The organism is Ruegeria sp. BHSB196, assembly GCF_059613135.1.
The window spans coordinates 23,317-41,094 of record NZ_JBXWRY010000013.1 but is presented as its reverse complement, the minus strand read 5'-3'; the positions used below and the strand labels follow the sequence as shown (position 1 = coordinate 41,094).

The 17,778-nt window shown below is 62.1% G+C and carries 17 protein-coding genes and 1 riboswitch; of the genes, 9 read left to right on the top strand and 8 right to left on the bottom strand.

The window, feature by feature from the left end; translation table 11 throughout:
* Positions 1–2 precede the first annotated feature (2 nt).
* From AC2FNJ_RS09180 to AC2FNJ_RS09170, 3 genes are all read left to right on the top strand, one after another.
* The gene (locus AC2FNJ_RS09180) at positions 3–1,235 is read left to right on the top strand and encodes a class I SAM-dependent RNA methyltransferase (RefSeq protein ID WP_496763925.1); all 1,233 of its coding nucleotides are present in this window, start codon (positions 3–5) and stop codon (positions 1,233–1,235) included.
* Positions 1,232–2,041 carry an ion transporter gene (locus tag AC2FNJ_RS09175; protein ID WP_496763924.1) on the top strand — a complete coding sequence of 270 codons (810 nt, stop codon included), beginning with the start codon at positions 1,232–1,234 and terminating at the stop codon, positions 2,039–2,041. The genes AC2FNJ_RS09180 and AC2FNJ_RS09175 overlap by 4 nt, the downstream gene beginning before the upstream one ends.
* 61 nt (positions 2,042–2,102) lie before the next feature.
* On the top strand, positions 2,103–2,618 hold the full coding sequence (locus tag AC2FNJ_RS09170) for a L,D-transpeptidase family protein (protein WP_496763923.1): 516 nt from the start codon (positions 2,103–2,105) through the stop codon (positions 2,616–2,618).
* A gap of 9 nt (positions 2,619–2,627) precedes the next feature.
* Here the strand turns inward: AC2FNJ_RS09170 and AC2FNJ_RS09165 are convergent, their stop codons facing one another.
* From AC2FNJ_RS09165 to cysQ, 7 genes are all read right to left on the bottom strand, one after another.
* Entirely contained in the window at positions 2,628–4,082 is a 1,455-nt protein-coding gene (locus tag AC2FNJ_RS09165; protein ID WP_496763922.1) for a nodulation protein NodH, read from the bottom strand.
* A gap of 6 nt (positions 4,083–4,088) precedes the next feature.
* Positions 4,089–5,789 carry a DUF5927 domain-containing protein gene (locus AC2FNJ_RS09160; protein ID WP_496763921.1) on the bottom strand — a complete coding sequence of 567 codons (1,701 nt, stop codon included), beginning with the start codon at positions 5,787–5,789 and terminating at the stop codon, positions 4,089–4,091.
* The gene (locus tag AC2FNJ_RS09155) at positions 5,786–6,772 is read right to left on the bottom strand and encodes a glycosyltransferase family 2 protein (protein ID WP_496763955.1); all 987 of its coding nucleotides are present in this window, start codon (positions 6,770–6,772) and stop codon (positions 5,786–5,788) included. Before AC2FNJ_RS09155 ends, AC2FNJ_RS09160 begins: the two co-directional genes overlap by 4 nt.
* 198 nt (positions 6,773–6,970) lie before the next feature.
* A complete protein-coding gene (locus AC2FNJ_RS09150) occupies positions 6,971–8,008 on the bottom strand; it encodes a glycosyltransferase family 2 protein (protein ID WP_496763920.1) in 1,038 nt (345 codons plus the stop codon).
* A 7-nt stretch (positions 8,009–8,015) separates the two neighbouring features.
* Positions 8,016–8,999 carry a UDP-glucose 4-epimerase GalE gene (gene galE, locus AC2FNJ_RS09145; protein WP_496763919.1) on the bottom strand — a complete coding sequence of 328 codons (984 nt, stop codon included), beginning with the start codon at positions 8,997–8,999 and terminating at the stop codon, positions 8,016–8,018.
* 51 nt (positions 9,000–9,050) lie between these two features.
* Complete coding sequence (locus tag AC2FNJ_RS09140) at positions 9,051–9,851, bottom strand: 3-deoxy-manno-octulosonate cytidylyltransferase (RefSeq protein WP_496763918.1); 801 nt, start codon at positions 9,849–9,851, stop codon at positions 9,051–9,053.
* Positions 9,851–10,648 carry a 3'(2'),5'-bisphosphate nucleotidase CysQ gene (gene cysQ / locus AC2FNJ_RS09135; RefSeq protein ID WP_496763917.1) on the bottom strand — a complete coding sequence of 266 codons (798 nt, stop codon included), beginning with the start codon at positions 10,646–10,648 and terminating at the stop codon, positions 9,851–9,853. Before cysQ ends, AC2FNJ_RS09140 begins: the two co-directional genes overlap by 1 nt.
* 121 nt (positions 10,649–10,769) lie before the next feature.
* Here cysQ and AC2FNJ_RS09130 point away from each other — a divergent pair, with 121 nt between their 5' ends.
* Entirely contained in the window at positions 10,770–11,591 is an 822-nt protein-coding gene (locus AC2FNJ_RS09130; RefSeq protein WP_496763916.1) for an ABC transporter permease, read from the top strand.
* A 12-nt stretch (positions 11,592–11,603) separates the two neighbouring features.
* Here the strand turns inward: AC2FNJ_RS09130 and AC2FNJ_RS09125 are convergent, their stop codons facing one another.
* Positions 11,604–12,206: an alpha-ketoglutarate-dependent dioxygenase AlkB family protein gene (locus tag AC2FNJ_RS09125; protein WP_496763915.1), complete on the bottom strand. Its 603-nt coding sequence runs from the start codon at positions 12,204–12,206 to the stop codon at positions 11,604–11,606.
* Positions 12,207–12,419: 213 nt separating this feature from the next.
* On the opposite strand from AC2FNJ_RS09125, the gene dnaK reads away from it, so the two are divergent.
* From dnaK to thiS, 5 genes are all read left to right on the top strand, one after another.
* Positions 12,420–14,327, top strand: a complete 1,908-nt coding sequence (gene dnaK / locus AC2FNJ_RS09120) for a molecular chaperone DnaK (RefSeq protein ID WP_496763914.1) — start codon at positions 12,420–12,422, stop codon at positions 14,325–14,327.
* Between the two features lie 75 nt (positions 14,328–14,402).
* Positions 14,403–15,548, top strand: a complete 1,146-nt coding sequence (gene dnaJ, locus AC2FNJ_RS09115) for a molecular chaperone DnaJ (protein WP_496763913.1) — start codon at positions 14,403–14,405, stop codon at positions 15,546–15,548.
* 128 nt (positions 15,549–15,676) lie between these two features.
* A riboswitch (TPP riboswitch) is annotated at positions 15,677–15,781 on the top strand.
* A 43-nt stretch (positions 15,782–15,824) separates the two neighbouring features.
* Positions 15,825–16,625, top strand: a complete 801-nt coding sequence (gene thiD / locus AC2FNJ_RS09110; RefSeq protein WP_496763912.1) for a bifunctional hydroxymethylpyrimidine kinase/phosphomethylpyrimidine kinase — start codon at positions 15,825–15,827, stop codon at positions 16,623–16,625.
* Entirely contained in the window at positions 16,622–17,599 is a 978-nt protein-coding gene (locus tag AC2FNJ_RS09105) for an FAD-dependent oxidoreductase (RefSeq protein WP_496763911.1), read from the top strand. Before thiD ends, AC2FNJ_RS09105 begins: the two co-directional genes overlap by 4 nt.
* Entirely contained in the window at positions 17,583–17,777 is a 195-nt protein-coding gene (thiS, locus tag AC2FNJ_RS09100; RefSeq protein ID WP_496763910.1) for a sulfur carrier protein ThiS, read from the top strand. Before AC2FNJ_RS09105 ends, thiS begins: the two co-directional genes overlap by 17 nt.
* The last annotated feature ends 1 nt before the right edge of the window (position 17,778 follow it).

Sequence of the window (17,778 nt, the reverse complement as noted above, 5' to 3'; positions counted from 1 at the left end):
TCATGCGACGGGAACACACCATTCTCAGGCTCGGCCACCAAGGGGACGGAATCGCCTCGGGGCCGATCTTTGCCCCTCGAACGCTGCCCGGAGAGGTGGTCAGCGGCGTATTGGATGGCAACGCGCTGCGCGAGGTGCGGATCGAAACGCCATCGGCGCATCGCGTCAGACCGCCCTGTCCGCACTACAAATCTTGCGGTGGCTGCCAACTGCAACATGCTTCTGACGCCTTCGTGGCGGATTGGAAAGTCTCGGTGGTCGAAAACGCGCTTGCGTCACAGGGCTTGAAAGCGCCGATGCGCCCTATCCACGTTTCGCCGGAACGGTCGCGCCGGCGTGCGGTGATCGCGGTGCGGCGCACCAAGAAGGGCGCCCTGGCGGGATTCCATGGCCGCGCTTCGGAGACCATCACGGCAATCCCCGAATGCCGCCTGCTCGACCCGACCCTGATCGCTGCCATGCCCTTGGCCGAGGCGCTGGCGGTTCTTGGGGGCAGCCGCAAGGGCGTTCTGGCCGTCACCCTGACGCTGACCGAGGCGGGGTTGGATGTGGCGGTCAAAGGCGGCAAGCCGTTGGACGGGCCGCTGGAACTGGCGCTTGCGCAAGCGGCGGAAGCGCACGGGCTGGCGCGGCTGTCCTGGGAGGGCGAGACCATCGCGATGCGCGCCGAGCCGTTTCTGCGGTTTGGGCGCGCGCGGGTCGTTCCTCCGCCAGGCGCGTTCCTGCAGGCGACTCGCGACGGGGAACTGGCCCTGCTGTGCGCGGTGCAAGAGGGGGTAATGGACGCGCGGCGCGTCGTGGACCTGTTCGCGGGGTGCGGCACGTTTTCCTTGCCGCTGGCGGAGAAAGCCGAGGTTCATGCGGTCGAGGGCGAGGTCGCGATGACGCAGGCGCTGGATCGGGCATGGCGTCAGAGCAGGGGCCTGAAGCTCCTAACCGCCGAGGTGCGCGACCTGTTCCGCCGACCATTGATGCCGGACGAATTGGCCCGGTTCGATGCGGCGGTCCTGGACCCACCGCGCGCCGGGGCCGAAGCGCAGGTGGCGGAGTTGGCCCGCGCGCGCCTGCCGGTCCTGGCCTATGTCTCCTGCAACCCCGTGACCTTCGCACGGGACGCCAAAAAGCTGGTTGACGCGGGCTATGATCTTGAATGGGTACAGGTCGTTGACCAATTCAGATGGTCAACACATGTCGAGCTTGCGGCCTCATTCAAACTGGAGAAAACGGGAACATGAGCAGCGAGAGCAGCACCATTTCGGGATTCCGGCAGCAACTGGGCGCCGTTGTGGATGCGCCGGTTTTCGGCCGGTTCATCACCGGGGTGATCCTTTTCAACGCCGTTCTTCTGGGCATGGAAACTGCGCCGGCCCTGATGGAACGCTTCGGCTCGATCATCCTGTTTCTCGATGGTCTTTGCCTTGCGATCTTCGTTGCCGAGATTTCGATGAAGCTGGCGGCGCGTGGCCGCCGGTACTTTCTGAGCGGCTGGAACATCTTTGACTTCGTGATCGTCGGAATCGCCCTGATCCCTGGCGGGCAGGGTCTGTCGGTTCTGCGTGCCCTGCGAATTCTGCGGGTTCTGCGGGTGATTTCGGTCGCGCCGCGTCTGCGCCGCGTCGTCGAAGGGTTCATTCAGGCGCTGCCGGGCATGGGCAGCGTGTTCTTGTTGATGACGATTATCTTCTATATCGGCGCCGTCATCTCCACGAAACTGTTCGCAAGTTCTTTCCCAGACTGGTTCGGCGATCTGGGCCTGTCGGCCTACACGTTGTTTCAGATCATGACTCTGGAAAGCTGGTCGATGGGCATCGTTCGCCCGGTGATGGAAGTCTATCCCTATGCGTGGATGTTCTTCGTGCCTTTCATCATGGTGACGACCTTTGCGGTGGTGAACCTTTTGGTCGGTCTGATCGTCAACTCGATGCAGGACGCACACCACGCCGAGGATGAAGTCAAGACCGATGCCTATCGCGACGAGGTGCTGGAACGGCTGGAGAAGATCGAACGGCGCATCGACAAACTGTCGGACATGAAAAAGTGATTTTGGATTTCGCGTTTTCTGGCATAATGGGGGACAAAACAGGCAACAGGCAGTGAGCATCATGAACCGTCGAGCGTTCGGGCTGGGAGCATTGGCAATGTTGAGCCTATCCGCTTGCTCCACAGCGCCAAGAATCCGTCCTTACCACGGACCCGAAGTCACGTCGCTTGTCGTCAACAAGGGCACGCGCAGGTTGTACCTCTTGCACCACGACAAGGTTCTCAAGGAATACAAGGTCGATCTCGGCTTTGCCCCGGATGGGGACAAGTCGCAGAAAGGCGATGGCCGGACGCCCGAGGGCACCTATCTGATCGACCGCCGCAATCCCCGAAGCCGCTATCACTTGTCGCTCGGAATATCCTACCCCGACAAGGAGGACATCGCGGCCGCCAAGGCTGCCGGGGTGAATCCCGGCGGAGACATCTTTATCCACGGCCAACCCAACCTCCGGCGCGAGCGGCGGCGCGCGCGCAGGACCGACGACTGGACCGCCGGATGCATCGCGGTCAAGAACGACGAGATCGAGGAAATCTATTCCATGGTCAAGGACGGGACGGTCATCACCCTGCGGCCCTGATCTGCCCGCTCAGGACAGGATTTCGCGTCCGGGTTCGTCCTTCCAGGCTTCGAAGCCGAACATCAGGAAATCGCGGTGATAGACTTCGGCGGCCAATGCCTCCAATTCGTCGTCATGGATTTCGGCCAGGGCGAATGGCGTGTCATCCGCAGGCTGCGGCAAGGGCGGCGGGGTTTTGTGGCCCACGGCGCGCGCCAGCTCGGGCAACGCCCGGGCCAGTTCGTCTTCGCGCAGAACATGGTCGACCGGGGCGACATTGGCGAACCCGGCGAGAATGCTGGATTGCGTGCACCAGCTGCCGTCCACACGCAGCGCCGTCTGCCCGGCCAGATTCATCCTGAGGAAGCGCAGAAACCACTCGAACGCCGCGCGATGCCGGTCCAGAGTGTACCGCGCGCCCGGGCCATCGGCCGGGATCGGCACCTTGAAGTGCCGGCGCAGCGTATTTCGGATATGGGTATAGCTTCCCGGCCCGGTGGGTAGGATGTGATCGCAGAACGCGCGATGAGCCCGGGCCAGCGGGTGGCGCAGCACCGTGAAGCGGCGATGTCGCGGATTGGCCCGCATCCACTGGCGCAGGCCGCGTTGATTCAGGCCGGTTGTCAGGTCCGCCGGCGCCACGCCGTCCAGATCCGCGAGCCACCTTGTGACTTCTTGCTCCGGACCTCCCTTGATCGGCAGGTACATCAAGGGTGTTGCAGCGCCACCGACATAGCTCGGAACCGCCGGCCCGCGCCGCGGCTCGAAATTCGGCGTCCGGGTCAGGTTGAACAGGTCGATCTCGGCCAGCGCCTTCTGCATTTCCGAGGGATTGGCGACCTTGGCGGCGACCGGTCCGGGGTTCTGGGGTTTCAGGCTCTGATCCAAGGACTCCAGCTGCGTCGGAATGCCCAACCACCTGGCCAGACCGTTGATCGCTTGGAGGTCTTGCAGGTCTTCATAGGCCAGATAGAACGCGGTTTGTCCGCTGCGCTGCAAGCTGTTCAGCAGGAACACCTGAAACCCCTGCAACTCGTTGACATAGCCTTGGAACTCGTCCGCGTCGAACTCGGCCCTGGCATCTTTCCTTCGCTTGGGGTTCGTGAGTTTCCATTGCCCGGTTTCGCGGGCGATCTTCCACGAGATGTAGCTGTCCAGCGGGTTTCGGGTGAGAACGATTTTGGCGCAGCGCGGGTCGGGCAGCGCGATGTCCGGAATCCGCGGATCGTGGTCGTGGAAGTAGCGAAAACCGCCCAGAACACCGGGTTCAGACCGGATGGCTTGGATCAGCCGCGTTGGATCTTCGTCGCGCATGTCCTGCGTGATGCCCAAAAGATCCTCCCGGTTCGGGTAGCCGATGAAATGCGGGTTGAATGCCTCTCCAAAGCAGGCGACGCCATCGAGCGCGTTCAGATTGGCTTCGAGAAAGTTGGAGCCGGTTCGCATTTCGGCGAACACGATGAAATAGTCGAACGTCGCGGTCATGCCGGATCACTGCACCAGATAGGGTTTCTTCTTGTGTTTGGCGGACGGCGTTGGATGGGCTTCGACCGGGAAATCGCCCATCAGATAGGGATGCATGCCCTGGTTCTTCAGGTTCTGCAGGAATTGCCCAAAACCCGTGAGGTCGGTCATGGTGGGCGCCTCGGACAGGTGGCGCGGATTGGCATGTCCGATTTCGTCAATCAGGGTCTGCAACGGCTCCATCGGCGCCTCGACGAATTCCGCCATCGTCCAGATCCGCACCCTGGCCTTGGTGTCGCTGTAGCGAAGGCGCTTTATCTGTTCGCTTTCGACTTTCTGCAGGTGCGCGGAGGTCTTGCGGATGTCCTCGAAGTTGCGGTTGGAATTGAACAGGGGCACCGCCCACGCGCCCGAGATCACCGATATTCGCGCATTCTTGTCGCGCGCCATGAACGGACCGACGGCTTGGTTGTCCTGGGGTCCGTACTGAAAACACTGGTACTCGCCCCGGGTGTTCCAGATGAGGTTGGTCAGAAAGGCCGTCGGGTTGTAGTCGCGCAGCGTGGCGTTGTCCGTGAGGGCGCCGTTGAACACCGTTTCTCCACCGGCGAAGTGCACGCGATCGGGGTCGAAGAGGTGCCCATGCACCCGCGTCCCTGTGACCTTGGCCAGCCAGGTTTCGAAATCCACGAATAGTTCGGAAAACCCCTGGAAGACGGAATAGGGATGCGCGGTCAGCCCGTTTTCGTGGTTTGCACGGGGAAAGCGGCTTTGCATGTAAAGGCCGCTGCGGCCCCGTGTCCGGCGTTCCACGGCCTTGACGAAAACCCGGTCGATCTTTCCAGGGTTCGGTTCGGACGGTTTCAGGGCATCGCTCCGATCCGTCAGGAAGGCTTGATACAGACGGTCGGCGTGGGGCCAGATCTTGCGCGCGACAAAACAGTCGGATCGGCGCAGCAACTGTAGGTGATCGTCGTAGAATACGTGCGGCTTTCCCTGGTGATCGAATTTGGACAGCGTCAAAGACCGGCTTTCGATATTCGAGGAATAGACTCTTGCAAGGGTTTGAAAATAGCTCTCGTCCGGTATCCAGACCCGGCGGAAGTAGCGGTCATAGACCTTGCGCCGCGGATCCTGGAGGATCGCCGACAGGGTCTGGCGGGTCAGGCACCACCACTGGCTGCCCATATGCGGAATCAGATCGTCAGGAATCTTGCGCCGGACGCCCAGGGTGCGCTGCAACCGGACATAGGCATCGAACAACCGCCGCCGCTTTTTCCAGGAAAACGGGAAATGGAGCGTGAAGCGTTCATGTTCCAGCCCCCCCACGGTCCAGGGCACGTCCGCCGTCGTGGCGCTTTCGATGAAGTCGGTCCTGGGCCGCGCGGCGAGGTAGTCGATCAGGTCGGCGACCGGACGCAACGGCAGACAGGCACCGGAGGCAAGGTATACGTGCCGAACATCGGGATGCCGTTCCAGCATGAGTTCCGAGGCGGATTGCGAGGCGGCAACGATTCCCCAGGTGCCCCACTCGCACACGTGCCGCCTGGAAAAGGAGATTAGCGCATCGTCCGCGCAAGCCTCGCGAAACGCGGAACAGACGCGCGAGGGAACCTTGGCGTCAACGTGGATGACGACCGGGCAGCCCGAAGCCGTCCAGTGGCGAGCGATCTGTTCGGCCCGGTTCAGGTCGGCGTGAACCAACATGACGATCCCGAGCGAGCTCATGCCCAGTTCCCCTTGGACATCAGACCCAGAATCTCAAGCTGTCGCCAGTTGATGAACTTCTCCGAGCCCTTGCACCAGAATGCCGGCTGCTCCCGCATCTTCTTGGCATAGGTTCTGTATTCCGCCGACGCGGCGTAGTGCTGGCCGCGCTGCAATTCTTCCTGCGCCTTGGCGCCGAAGGTGTCGATCAGCTTGGCATGAAGCAGCGCGCCGCTCGCCTTTTCGCCTCCCCATTCGTCATAGACCTGGTTCAACCCGCGCGGCAGAAGCGAATGGGTCGAACTGACATAGACATATCGCCGGGTCCACTTGACCAGCGGAATCTTGTTCAGCGCCGGGGCCTTTTTCGGATTGTCGGCAAAGAACACGCGGCTGCGCGGACCACCCTGTATCCACAGGTTTCCGTATGTCGGGTTTCGCGAGATCGTGTAATTGCCCGGGTCGAACCAATTGGCGATGTCCAGAGGGTTCTGGCCTTCGCGATAGGGTTCCTCGTCGATTGGCCCCTTGGGATAGACGTCGATCAGCATCGCGCTGAAACTGCGGATCGCGCTGCTGTCCAGCCAGTCGGTGAGGGCGCGGATCGGCCTCGAGTCGCAAAAGGGATAGATGAAGAACTCATCCGGATCGACGGTCAGCACCCAATGGCCCTGCGCGTGGGCCCGCAACAGGTAGTTCGTCCAGTCGATGCCGAAGGTGGCCCGCTTGTAGCTGCTGGAGGTGTGCCAGACCGATATGTCGGGCTGGCCCGACAGGAACTCCCGCGTGCCGTCGTCGCTGCCGTTGTCGATGAACAAGAAATGATCGACGCCAAGGTTTCGGTAATATTTCAGGAAGTAGGGGAGGCGGATTCTCTCGTTCCGCACGGTGCTGGTCAACAGGATGTCGCCGCGACGGATGCGGGATGTGTTGTCCTGCACGGCCGAAAGTTCGCGGGACTTGCGCAGGCAGCGCAAAACACGGCGCTTGCGCCGCAATCGCATCCGGTATGAGTCCAATAAGCTCACGCGCTCGTCCAGACCTCATAAACGCGAGCATGCCCGGTATCGGCTATCACCTGAGTTGTAGCGGGCATTTGCCGTGTTATGTCACCTTTTCGTTCTTGTGACCAACGAATTTATAAATGGTTATGTCTGATCTGGCATTTCGGACACGACCGATTTTCAAAATCGCGGCTGCCGCTACCATCCGCCGGAAGACATCAGGCCCAGCCGTTCCAGTTGCCGCCAGCCCGAAAGTTGTACCGATGAGGGTGTCCACAGGTCGGGATCATCCGCGATGGCGTCGTAGTAGTTTCCGAACAGCTCCGGGCTGTGGAAGTGCTCGCCGCGCCGTTTTTCGATGGCCGACCTTTCGACGATCTCGGGCAGAAACTTGGTATGCAGCAAAACGCCCGACGGGGCATCGCCGCCGGGTCCATCGTAGGTGCGGTTCAACCGGGGCGGCAGGGCGGAATGGCAGGAGTTCACGTAAGCGTAGCGCCGTGACCAGCGCACCAGGGGGATCTTGTTCAGCGTGGGCGAGCGGCGCGGCTCCGATGCAAAGAACACCCGTTCGCGCAGTCCGCCCTGGACCCACAGGTTGCCCATCGGATGCTGGCGCTGGGCGCGATAAGGGCCGGGATCGAACCAGTCGAGAACTTCCGTCGGATCGGTTCCGGGCTGATATTGCCGCCGGCTCAGGGCGCCCTTGGGGTAAAGATCCAGCAGATGCGCGCCAAAGGCATCGCGGCCCAACGCCTCCAGCCACGCGGTCAGATCGCGCAAGGAGCGGGTTTCGTGATGGGCATATATCAGCAGCTCGTCCGCATCGACCATCAGCGTCCAGTGCCGATGCCCATGGCGCATCTGCAACCAAGTCATCCAGTCGAGGCCGAACCGCGCGCCACGGTAGCTGGCCGGAGTTCGCCACAGGGAAACATCCGGCTGATCGGCCAGGAATTCACGCGAACCATCGTCGCTGTCATTGTCGACCATCAGAAAGTGATCGACACCAAGCTTTCGGTAATGCTTGAGAAACCAGGGCAGGCGGGTCGCCTCGTTGCGCAAGGTCGTCACGGCCAGGATGTCCGATGGTCGGATGCCGGCGGTGCGGTCTTGAAGCGGGCGCAGCTGATGGCGGCTGCGGAAGGCGCGCCACAGAAGCCGCCGCCGTTTCCAGCGCAAGCGATAAGCGTCGATCAAACCGGGTCGATCGTCTGTCGATTGCGCAGCGGTCATGCCATGCTCACTGCTCGTAATGCCCATTCTGATGCCAGCGCCAGGCATCCGCGATCATCGTCTTCAACGTCGAGCGTTCGGGGTTCCAACCCAGTTCGTTCCGGGCTCTGACCGAACCGGACACCAACTTGGTGCAATCGCCGGGGCGGCGCGGACCCACCGTATATGGCACGTCCCGGTTGGTGACGGATCTGGAGTGCCGGATGACCTCCATCACGGAAAATCCGGATCCGGTGCCGAGATTGAAGACTCGGCTCCCCTTTCCCTGCTCCAGCCAGTTCAGGCCAAGCACATGGGCATCCACCAGGTCGCAGACATGGACGTAGTCGCGGATGCAGGTGCCGTCCGGCGTGTCGTAATCGGTGCCGTTGACGGTCAGCGCGGCGCGTTTGCCGTCGATGGCGTCCAGCATCAACGGCACGAGATGGGTTTCCGGGCGGTGAAACTCTCCCACTTCGGAGTCGGGGTCGGCCCCGGCCACGTTGAAATAGCGGAATATCACGTGCCGGAGGCCATGCGCCGCCTCGAAGTCGCGCAGAATCTCTTCGATCGCGCGTTTGGAGGCGCCATAGGCGTTCAGGGGTCGTTGTGGGGTGTCTTCATCAAGGACGACATTGTCGTGCTCACCATAGGTGGCGCAGGTCGAAGAAAAGACGAAGTTCAAACATCCCGCGGCCACCGCCGCCTCGATCAGGGTCAGTGAACCCGCTACGTTGTTCCGCCAGTATTTGCCGGGTTCCGACATGGCTTCGCCGACCTGGCTGAGAGCGGCGAAATGCATGACGGCGGCAGGTTCGTATTTTGCGAAAACCGCGTCCAGCTGCCGACGGTCCAGCAGATCGCCCTGTTCGAACGGGCCGAATTTCACGGCATCGCGCCAGCCGGTGATCAAGTTGTCATAGGTGACGGGTGTATGACCGGCCTTGGCTAGGGCCTTGCATGCATGAGATCCGATATATCCGGCGCCTCCGGTCACGAGAATGTTGCTCATCTTCGATCTGCTCTTGCCTTTGTGTTCGATCCACTCGATGCGCGCCCGGGTTCAATCGAGCCCCATCGCGGCCAGCATCTCCTCGATTTTCGGCACGTCCTGGGGATTGTTCAACTCCCAGAACTGACGCCCCCGGGCCTCGACCTCGACGCAGAGCACCTTGCGCCCGTTCTCCATGAAGCGCAGTTGTTCCAGGCCTTCAAGGCGCTCCAGCGGTCCGGTAGGCCAGGTCGGATAGGCCGCCAGCGCATTCGGGCGATAGGCATAGACGCCGACATGGTGGAATACCGGCGTGGCTTCCGCGTCGCCGTAGGTTGCATTCGTATACGGGATCACTTCCTTGGAGAAATAGAGCGCACTGCGGTCGGCGGCGAACACGGCGGTCGTGCCGCCCACACGTCCGTTCCTGCGGTCGTTGAGCAAGCCGTTGAGCGCGCCGCCATCGCAGCGCAAGACAGGCGTGGCAACTCCGGCCTGAGGCGCGCCGCGCAAACCGGTCACGAGATCTTCGATGAACCAGTGCGGGGTCAGGGGAGCGTCGCCCTGAAGGTTCACGACGATCTCGTAACTTCCGCCCAGCGCGGCATGCGCCTCGGCGCAGCGTTCGGTCCCGTTTGCGCAGTCGGATGACGTCATCACTACCTCGGCTCCGAAATCTTCGGATACCGCGCGAATCCGGTCGTCATCGGTCGCCACCACGACCCGGTCGACGCCCGCGACGGCCTTGGCAGCGCGCCACGACCGTTCGATCAGAGTCATGGATTTGCCGCTGGCGCCAGTCAACGCCACCAGAGGTTTGCCGGGATAGCGGGTCGAAGCGTAGCGGGCGGGTATGGCGATCAGAACCGACATCACGCCTCTTTCAGATCGACGCCCGGCGCGTAGGCGATGAAGAAGGGGTTGGCATAACCTTGCTTGCCATAGGTCAGCGGTTTGTGGTCGTCAAAGCGGATGACGTTGCCGCCCGCGCCGGTCAGAACCGCATGGCCGGCCGCGGTGTCCCATTCCATCGTCCGCCCGAGGCGGGGATACAGGTCCGCCTCTCCTGTCGCGACCAGACAGAACTTGAGCGATGACCCTGCGCTGCGGCTGTCGCGAACCTGGTACTTACCGATGTAGTCGTCCGTCGCCTGATCCCTGTGCGACTTGGACGCGACGACCATGAGCGCCGAATTGTCCGGCTTGGAGACGGAAATCGGTGCGACGTGCCCAGGCGATTGCTTGTCCAGCGCGCCGGTTTCCTCGACCGACCTGCCATCTGCCAGAGTGTAGAACATCCGCCGCTTGGCGGGAGCGTACACGACTCCACGGGTCGGAACGCCGTTCTCGACGAACGCGATGTTGACGGTGAAATCGCCGCGCCGGTTGATGAATTCCTTGGTGCCGTCCAGCGGATCCACGATCAGAAACGTGTCGCCCGTCAGCCGATGCGACGCCGCCTGCTCCTCGGTGACGAGCAATGCGTCGGGAAAAGCCTCGCGCAACCCCGAGGAAATCAGAGCATCCGCGGCTTCGTCCGCCTCGGTCACCGGGCTGGCGTCGGACTTGACCTTCACGTCGAAATCGTCGGCGTCATAGATTTCCATGATCCGGTCGCCGGCTTCGAGCGCCAGGCGCCGGATCACTGGGATGAGGTCGTCATAGGTCACAAAAAAGCTCCGATCCTGTGATTTGTTGATCTGCAATGACGGCGAACTTATGCTGTGTGAAAAACGGAACGGCAAGATTTCCTTGCCAGTATTCCGGCGTTGGAGCAGAAAAGGCGGCATCGTGTTTCGCTACAGACAGAACAAGACCCTGCTGGGCGGCGCGTTCACCATGGCCGAGCTCGTCTTTCACGGAGTCGTCCGTGAAGTGCGGTCCAAGCACAACAATGCCTTTGCCGCTCTTGGGCTGAACGTGCTGCAAGCCATGGTGTTTGTGCTTGTTTTTTATGGCATGTTCACCCTTCTTGGGGTCAAGCGCCTGGCCCTGCGTGGCGACTTTCTCCTCTTCATCATGTCGGGAATCTTCCTGTTCATGTGTCATATCAAGGCAGTTTCGGCCGTGGCCAATGCCGATGGGGCCAGCAGTGCCATCATGAAACACGCACCCATGAACACGTTGGTGGCCATCGCCTCGGCGGCGTTCGGCGCGCTCTATACCCAGTTGCTGACGTTGTTCATCATCCTGTTCGTGTACCACATGGCCTACAAGCCGATCGAGATCGCGGATCCCGCCGGCGCATTTGCAATGCTGATCCTGGCCTGGTTCACGGGCTGCGGCGTCGGCCTCGTGTTTCTGTCTCTGAAACCCTGGGCGCCCGCGGCGGTCGGCGTCATGACCACCGTTTATCAGCGCGCGAACATGATCGCTTCAGGCAAGATGTTCGTCGCGAATTCCCTGCCGCCGACGATGCTGGCGATATTCGACTGGAACCCCTTGTTTCACGCTATCGACCAATGCCGGGGCTTCGTGTTCCAGAATTACTTTCCACGCAACAGCAGTTGGGAATACGCCCTCTGGGTCGGTATCGTCCTGGTCATGCTGGGGCTTATGGGCGAGTTCTATTCTCGCCGCCACGTCTCGGCCAGCTGGTTCGCCCGCCGATAGGCGAGGGCATCCTCACGTCGCCACGCGCAGGGTCAGGTTCAGCCGTCCTCCTTTCGGCAACAACCTGGACGACCCGAAACGTATCCGGTCGATGCCATGGTATGTGAGTCGCGCAGGCCCACCCATGACCACGACATCACCGGAGTTCAGCCAAATCGACTCGGTCTTTCCCCCGCGCGTGCTATTGCCGATACGAAACAGCGCGTCGTCACCGAGCGAGATCGACGCAACAGGCCAGGAAAAGTCGGCCTCGTCCCTGTCCTGATGCAGGCCCATGCGCGCGCCTTCGCCATAGTGATTGATCAGGCAGCAGTCGGGCAGGCGCGCAACCCCCGTCACGGCCGTCCAGATCGCCAGGATCTCCTCGGGAATTGCGGGCCACGCCGACCCGTTGGGGTGCTTGTCCTGATACCGGTATCCCGCCTTGTCCGACACCCAGCCCAGTTGCCCCGCGGAGGTCATGCGCACGGACATCGCCTTGCCCGTCGGCGTGGTCGGGCGAAAAAGCGGCGCCGCCCGCAATACGGGCCGCAGAGCTTCGACCAGACGCTCCTGCGCGGCGGAATCGAGATATCCTTTTCGTATGTCGAATCCGCGCAAATTCAGCCGAGCCATGGATGGCGCCCCGTTTCTTGCCATTTCCTTTCCGAAAAAGGCCCGAAAATCCCGAAAACCTGCAATTCTCCAAGCTTGCAGGCCACATGTTCGGCCCTTATATACGCCGGGACGCGAGACGGTACAGAGCCGTCGCGCACCACAGATCGGGGCCGGGATGCCGAAACGGGTTCAGGTCTCGGGACATCGCCTTGAAGAGAAAGGGATCGAAGAATGGGAAAAGTAATCGGCATTGACCTGGGCACAACCAACTCGTGCGTGGCCATCATGGACGGCTCGCAGCCCAAGGTCATCGAAAATTCGGAAGGGGCGCGGACCACGCCCTCGATCGTCGCCTTCACCGAAGATGAGCGACTGGTCGGTCAGCCGGCGAAGCGCCAGGCGGTCACGAACCCCGACAATACGATTTTCGGTGTGAAACGCCTGATCGGCCGTCGCTATGACGACCCGGAGGTCGCGAAAGACAAGAAGATGGTGCCCTATGCCATCATCGACGGCGGCAACGGCGACGCGTGGGTCGAAGCCCGCGGTGAAAAGTACTCCCCAAGTCAGATTTCCGCCTTCACGCTCGGCAAGATGAAGGAAACCGCGGAATCCTATCTGGGTGAGGAAGTCACGCAGGCCGTCATCACTGTTCCGGCCTATTTCAACGACGCCCAGCGTCAGGCCACCAAGGATGCCGGCAAGATCGCCGGTCTGGAAGTGCTGCGGATCATCAACGAACCGACCGCCGCGGCGCTGGCCTATGGCCTGGACAAGAAAGAGTCGCAGACCATTGCGGTCTATGACCTTGGCGGCGGTACCTTTGACGTGACCATCCTGGAAATCGACGACGGCCTGTTCGAGGTCAAATCGACCAACGGCGACACCTTCCTGGGTGGTGAAGACTTTGACATGCGCATCGTCAACTACCTGGCGGAAGAGTTCAAAAAGGAACACGGCGTCGACCTGAGCCAGGACAAGATGGCGCTGCAGCGCCTGAAGGAAGCCGCAGAAAAAGCCAAGATCGAGCTCAGCTCGACTTCGCAGACCGAGATCAACCAGCCGTTCATCTCGATGGGCGCAAACGGCCAGCCGCTCCACATGGTCATGAAGCTGACCCGCGCCAAGCTGGAATCGCTGGTGGGCGACCTGATCAAGAAGTCGCTGAAGCCGTGCCAGGCCGCTCTGAAAGACGCCGGCATCTCGGCCAGCGACGTGGACGAGGTGGTTCTGGTCGGCGGTATGACCCGGATGCCCAAGGTCATCGAAGAGGTGACCAAGTTCTTCGGCAAGGAGCCGCACAAGGGCGTGAACCCGGATGAAGTGGTGGCCATGGGTGCCGCCATCCAGGCCGGTGTTCTGCAGGGCGACGTCAAGGACGTGGTTCTGCTGGACGTGACTCCGCTGAGCCTGGGCATCGAAACCCTGGGTGGCGTGTTCACTCGCCTGATCGACCGCAACACCACGATCCCGACGAAGAAGAGCCAGGTGTTCTCGACCGCCGAGGACAACCAGAACGCCGTGACCATCCGGGTGTTCCAGGGTGAGCGTGAAATGGCCGCGGACAACAAGATCCTGGGGCAGTTCAACCTTGAAGACATCCCGCCGGCCCCGCGCGGCATGCCGCAGATCGAAGTGACTTTCGACATCGATGCCAACGGCATTGTCTCGGTTTCGGCCAAGGACAAGGGCACCGGCAAGGAACAGAAGATCACCATCCAGGCCTCGGGCGGTCTGTCGGAAGAAGACATCGAGAAGATGGTCAAGGACGCCGAAGAGAACGCCGAAGCCGACAAGAAGCGCAAGGAGCTGGTCGAAGCCAAGAACCAGGCCGAAAGCCTCATCCACTCGACCGAAAAGTCGATGGAAGAGCATGGCGACAAGGTCGATCCGGCCACCATCGAGGCCATCGAACTCGCCATTGCCGCTCTGAAGGACGAGATCGAGTCGGACAATGCCGACAAGATCAAGTCCGGCATCCAGAACGTGACCGAGGCCGCCATGAAGCTGGGCGAGGCCATCTACAAGTCTCAGATGGAGGAGTCCGAGGATGAGCCGGCTGCGGCGGATGCTGGTCCGGATGCGGATGACATTGTCGACGCAGAGTTCGAGGATCTGGATGACGACAAGCGCAAATAACGGGTGAACCGGGCCAAGGCGGGCCGGTCCGGTTGCCGGGCCGGCCCGCATTCGTTGAGGCAGAAGGAAAAACCGATGTCAAAACGCGACTACTATGATGTGCTCGGCGTGTCCAAGGGCGCTTCTGCGGACGAGATCAAGAAAGCCTTTCGCAAGAAGGCCAAAGAGCTTCACCCGGATCGGAACAAGGACAATCCGAACGCCGAAGCACAATTCAAAGAGGCAAACGAAGCCTACGACGTTCTGAAGGACGCCGAAAAAAAGGCCGCCTATGACCGCTTTGGCCATGCCGCGTTCGAGAACGGCATGGGCGGCAGCGGTGCGCGTCCAGGTGGCGGCTTCGGTTCGGGCGACTTTTCCAGCGCCTTTTCGGATGTGTTCGACGATCTTTTCGGCGACTTCATGGGCAGCCGCGGTGGCGGCGGACGCCGAGCGGCGCGGGGCTCGGACCTGCGCTACAATCTGCGGGTGACGCTGGAAGAAGCCTATTCCGGGCTGCAAAAGACCATAAACGTCCCGACGGCGGTGGCCTGTTCCGCCTGCAACGGCACCGGCGCGGAAAGCGGGGTCGAACCTGCAACCTGTCCGACCTGTTCGGGCATGGGAAAGGTGCGCGCGCAACAAGGGTTCTTCACCGTCGAGCGAACCTGCCCGACCTGTTCGGGCATGGGTCAGATCATCAAGAACCCCTGCAAGTCCTGCCACGGTCAGGGCCGTGTGGAAAAGGACCGGGCATTGTCGGTCAACATCCCGGCCGGGGTGGAAACTGGCACCCGCATCCGTCTTGCCGGCGAAGGCGAGGCCGGTATGCGCGGCGGTCCGCCCGGCGATCTCTACATCTTTGTCGAGGTTGCGCCGCACCAGCTGTTCGAGAGGGACGGCTTGAACCTCTATTGCCGTGTTCCCGTCAGCATGGCCAAGGCGGCCCTGGGTGGCGCCATCGAGGTTCCGACGATCGACGGCGGCCGCGGCCGCGTGCAGATCCCGGCCGGGAGCCAGTCCGGCCGGCAGATGCGGTTGCGCGGTAAGGGGATGCCTGCCCTGCGCGGCGGCGGCGTCGGGGACATGTTCATCGAGTTGGCGGTGGAAACGCCGGTCAACCTGACCAGCCGGCAAAAGGAACTGCTGCGCGAATTCGAGGATTTGAGTGAGGACAACAACCCCGAGTCCAAAAGCTTCTTTTCGTCCGTCAAGTCGTTTTGGGACGGGATGAAAGGTTAGAAGATCCCGAATACAGATACAGGCCGGCCATGTGGGCCGGCCTTTTTTGGACCTATCAAACCGTCCCGTTTGGCCACATGTGCGACGCGATTGCCCCTTGATTCCCGGCGCCTCACCTGAGATTGTTGCTCCTACCGTTGGGGTGCCCCGTCTGGGGCTGAGAGGCGCTGTCGCGTCAACCCATCGAACCTGATCCGGGCAATACCGGCGGAGGGAACGGTCTCATCGCAAACAGACGTTTTCCAAGCCGCGTTGCCCATACGACGGAGCAACCGAATGGCACCTATCGCCCTGACAATTGCCGGGTCCGACAGTGGCGGTGGCGCCGGCATTCAGGCCGATCTCAAGGCGATGTCGGCGCTGGGCGTCTTTGGCGCGAGCGTCATCACCGCCGTGACCGCGCAGAACACCCAGGCGGTGACGGCGGTTCATGGCATTCCGGTGAACGTGATCCGGGCGCAGATCGATGCAGTGCTGTCCGATCTGGACGTGCGGGCGATCAAGATCGGAATGCTGGCGTCGCCCGAGATCATTCATGCAGTTGCCGAAGGGATTGCAGGATTCCGCGGGCCGATCGTGCTCGATCCCGTCATGATCGCAAAGTCCGGCGATGCCCTGTTGGCTGAGGAGGCGGTCCAGACCCTGCGCGAGGTTCTGCTGCCGCGGGCGACGGTGCTCACACCGAACCTGCCCGAGGCCGCGCGCCTGTTGAACTGCGCCGCGGCACGAACGCCCGCCGAGATGGCAGGGCAGGGTCAGGCGCTGCGGGGTCTCGGGGCCGGTGCGGTCCTCATGAAGGGCGGCCACGGCAATGGCGATACCTGCCACGATCTGCTCGTGACCGGCGACGCGCCCGCCGAATTCAAAGCACCCCGACAGAACACCAGGAACACCCACGGTACCGGCTGTACCCTGTCATCCGCCATTGCCGCAGGACTGGCGAAAGGACTGACCCTCGGCGACGCCGTGGCCGAAGCGCACGAATACTTGCAAGGTGCCATCGCGCGGGCCGATCTCTTGGCCATCGGGCGCGGCCACGGACCGGTTCACCACTTCCACAGGGTCTGGTCCTCATGACAAAGTTTTCGGTCATAGGCGCGGGCGTTGCCGGGCTGGCGGTCGCAACCGAACTGGTGTCACGCGGCGCGCAGGTCGATCTGTACGACCCCGGCGGTCGCCCGGGTCCGCATGGCTGTTCCTGGTGGGCGGGTGGAATGCTGGCCCCCTGGTGCGAATACGAGAACGCCGAAGAGCCGGTTTTGCGCCTCGGCCAACAGGCCATCGACTGGTGGGCGGACAAGACACGGGTCATGCGCCGTGGCACGCTGGTCGTTGCTATGACGCGCGACCTGCCCGATCTTCGCCGTTTCGCCCGCAGGACCGAAGCGTATCGGGAGGTCGAGTCCGAAGAAATAGCCGAATTGGAGCCGGATCTGGCGCGATTCACCAAGGGGCTGTTTTTTCCGAACGAGGCGCATCTGGATCCACGCAAGGCGCTTGGGGATCTGCATCGCCGTCTGACCGAGAACGGCGTGGCCTTCCATGGCCGGCCCGCGCCGCGGAACCTGGAAAACGCCATCGACTGCCGGGGATTTCACGCCCGCGACCTCCTGCGCGACCTGCGCGGCGTCAAGGGCGAGATGCTGGTCATCCGCTGTCCTGATGTCCACCTGACACGCCCGGTGCGCCTGTTGCATCCGCGAATACCGCTATATGTCGTGCCGCGCGGCAATGGCATCTACATGCTGGGCGCGACCATGATCGAGGCCGAGGACAGCAGCCGCATCACCGCCCGGTCGCTGCTCGAACTGCTGAGCGCGGCCTATGCGCTGAACCCGGCCTTCGGTGAGGCCGAGATACTGGAAACCGGCGTCGATCTGCGGCCCGCCTTTCCCGACAACCTGCCGCGGGTCCGCCGCCTGGGACGGACGATCTACGCCAATGGCCTCTATCGCCACGGCTATCTGTTGGCTCCGGCTCTGGCACGCGATGTCGCCGACCTGGCGCTGGACGGCAAACATTCGGAGATGGTCGATGAAGATCGTGCTTAACGGCGAAACCCGCGACGTGCGGGCCGGGACTCTGTCCGAACTTCTGGAGGAATGCGGAATGTCGGGCCGGGTCGCAACCGCCGTCAATGAAACGTTCATTCCGGTGCCACTGCGCGGCGGTCATCGTTTGCAGGACGGCGACCGGGTCGAGGTTCTGGCGCCGATGCAGGGGGGATGAG

Bases quoted from the DNA above. Each gene is read 5' to 3' on its own strand.
- AC2FNJ_RS09180 (WP_496763925.1), top strand. From the start codon at position 3: ATGCGACGGGAACACACCATTCTCAGGCTCGGCCACCAAGGGGACGGA.
- AC2FNJ_RS09175 (WP_496763924.1), top strand. From the start codon at position 1,232: ATGAGCAGCGAGAGCAGCACCATTTCGGGATTCCGGCAGCAACTGGGC.
- AC2FNJ_RS09170 (WP_496763923.1), top strand. From the start codon at position 2,103: ATGAACCGTCGAGCGTTCGGGCTGGGAGCATTGGCAATGTTGAGCCTA.
- AC2FNJ_RS09165 (WP_496763922.1), bottom strand. From the start codon at position 4,082: ATGACCGCGACGTTCGACTATTTCATCGTGTTCGCCGAAATGCGAACC.
- AC2FNJ_RS09160 (WP_496763921.1), bottom strand. From the start codon at position 5,789: ATGAGCTCGCTCGGGATCGTCATGTTGGTTCACGCCGACCTGAACCGG.
- AC2FNJ_RS09155 (WP_496763955.1), bottom strand. From the start codon at position 6,772: ATGCGATTGCGGCGCAAGCGCCGTGTTTTGCGCTGCCTGCGCAAGTCC.
- AC2FNJ_RS09150 (WP_496763920.1), bottom strand. From the start codon at position 8,008: ATGACCGCTGCGCAATCGACAGACGATCGACCCGGTTTGATCGACGCT.
- galE (WP_496763919.1), bottom strand. From the start codon at position 8,999: ATGAGCAACATTCTCGTGACCGGAGGCGCCGGATATATCGGATCTCAT.
- AC2FNJ_RS09140 (WP_496763918.1), bottom strand. From the start codon at position 9,851: ATGTCGGTTCTGATCGCCATACCCGCCCGCTACGCTTCGACCCGCTAT.
- AC2FNJ_RS09125 (WP_496763915.1), bottom strand. From the start codon at position 12,206: ATGGCTCGGCTGAATTTGCGCGGATTCGACATACGAAAAGGATATCTC.
- dnaK (WP_496763914.1), top strand. From the start codon at position 12,420: ATGGGAAAAGTAATCGGCATTGACCTGGGCACAACCAACTCGTGCGTG.
- dnaJ (WP_496763913.1), top strand. From the start codon at position 14,403: ATGTCAAAACGCGACTACTATGATGTGCTCGGCGTGTCCAAGGGCGCT.
- thiD (WP_496763912.1), top strand. From the start codon at position 15,825: ATGGCACCTATCGCCCTGACAATTGCCGGGTCCGACAGTGGCGGTGGC.
- AC2FNJ_RS09105 (WP_496763911.1), top strand. From the start codon at position 16,622: ATGACAAAGTTTTCGGTCATAGGCGCGGGCGTTGCCGGGCTGGCGGTC.
- thiS (WP_496763910.1), top strand. From the start codon at position 17,583: ATGAAGATCGTGCTTAACGGCGAAACCCGCGACGTGCGGGCCGGGACT.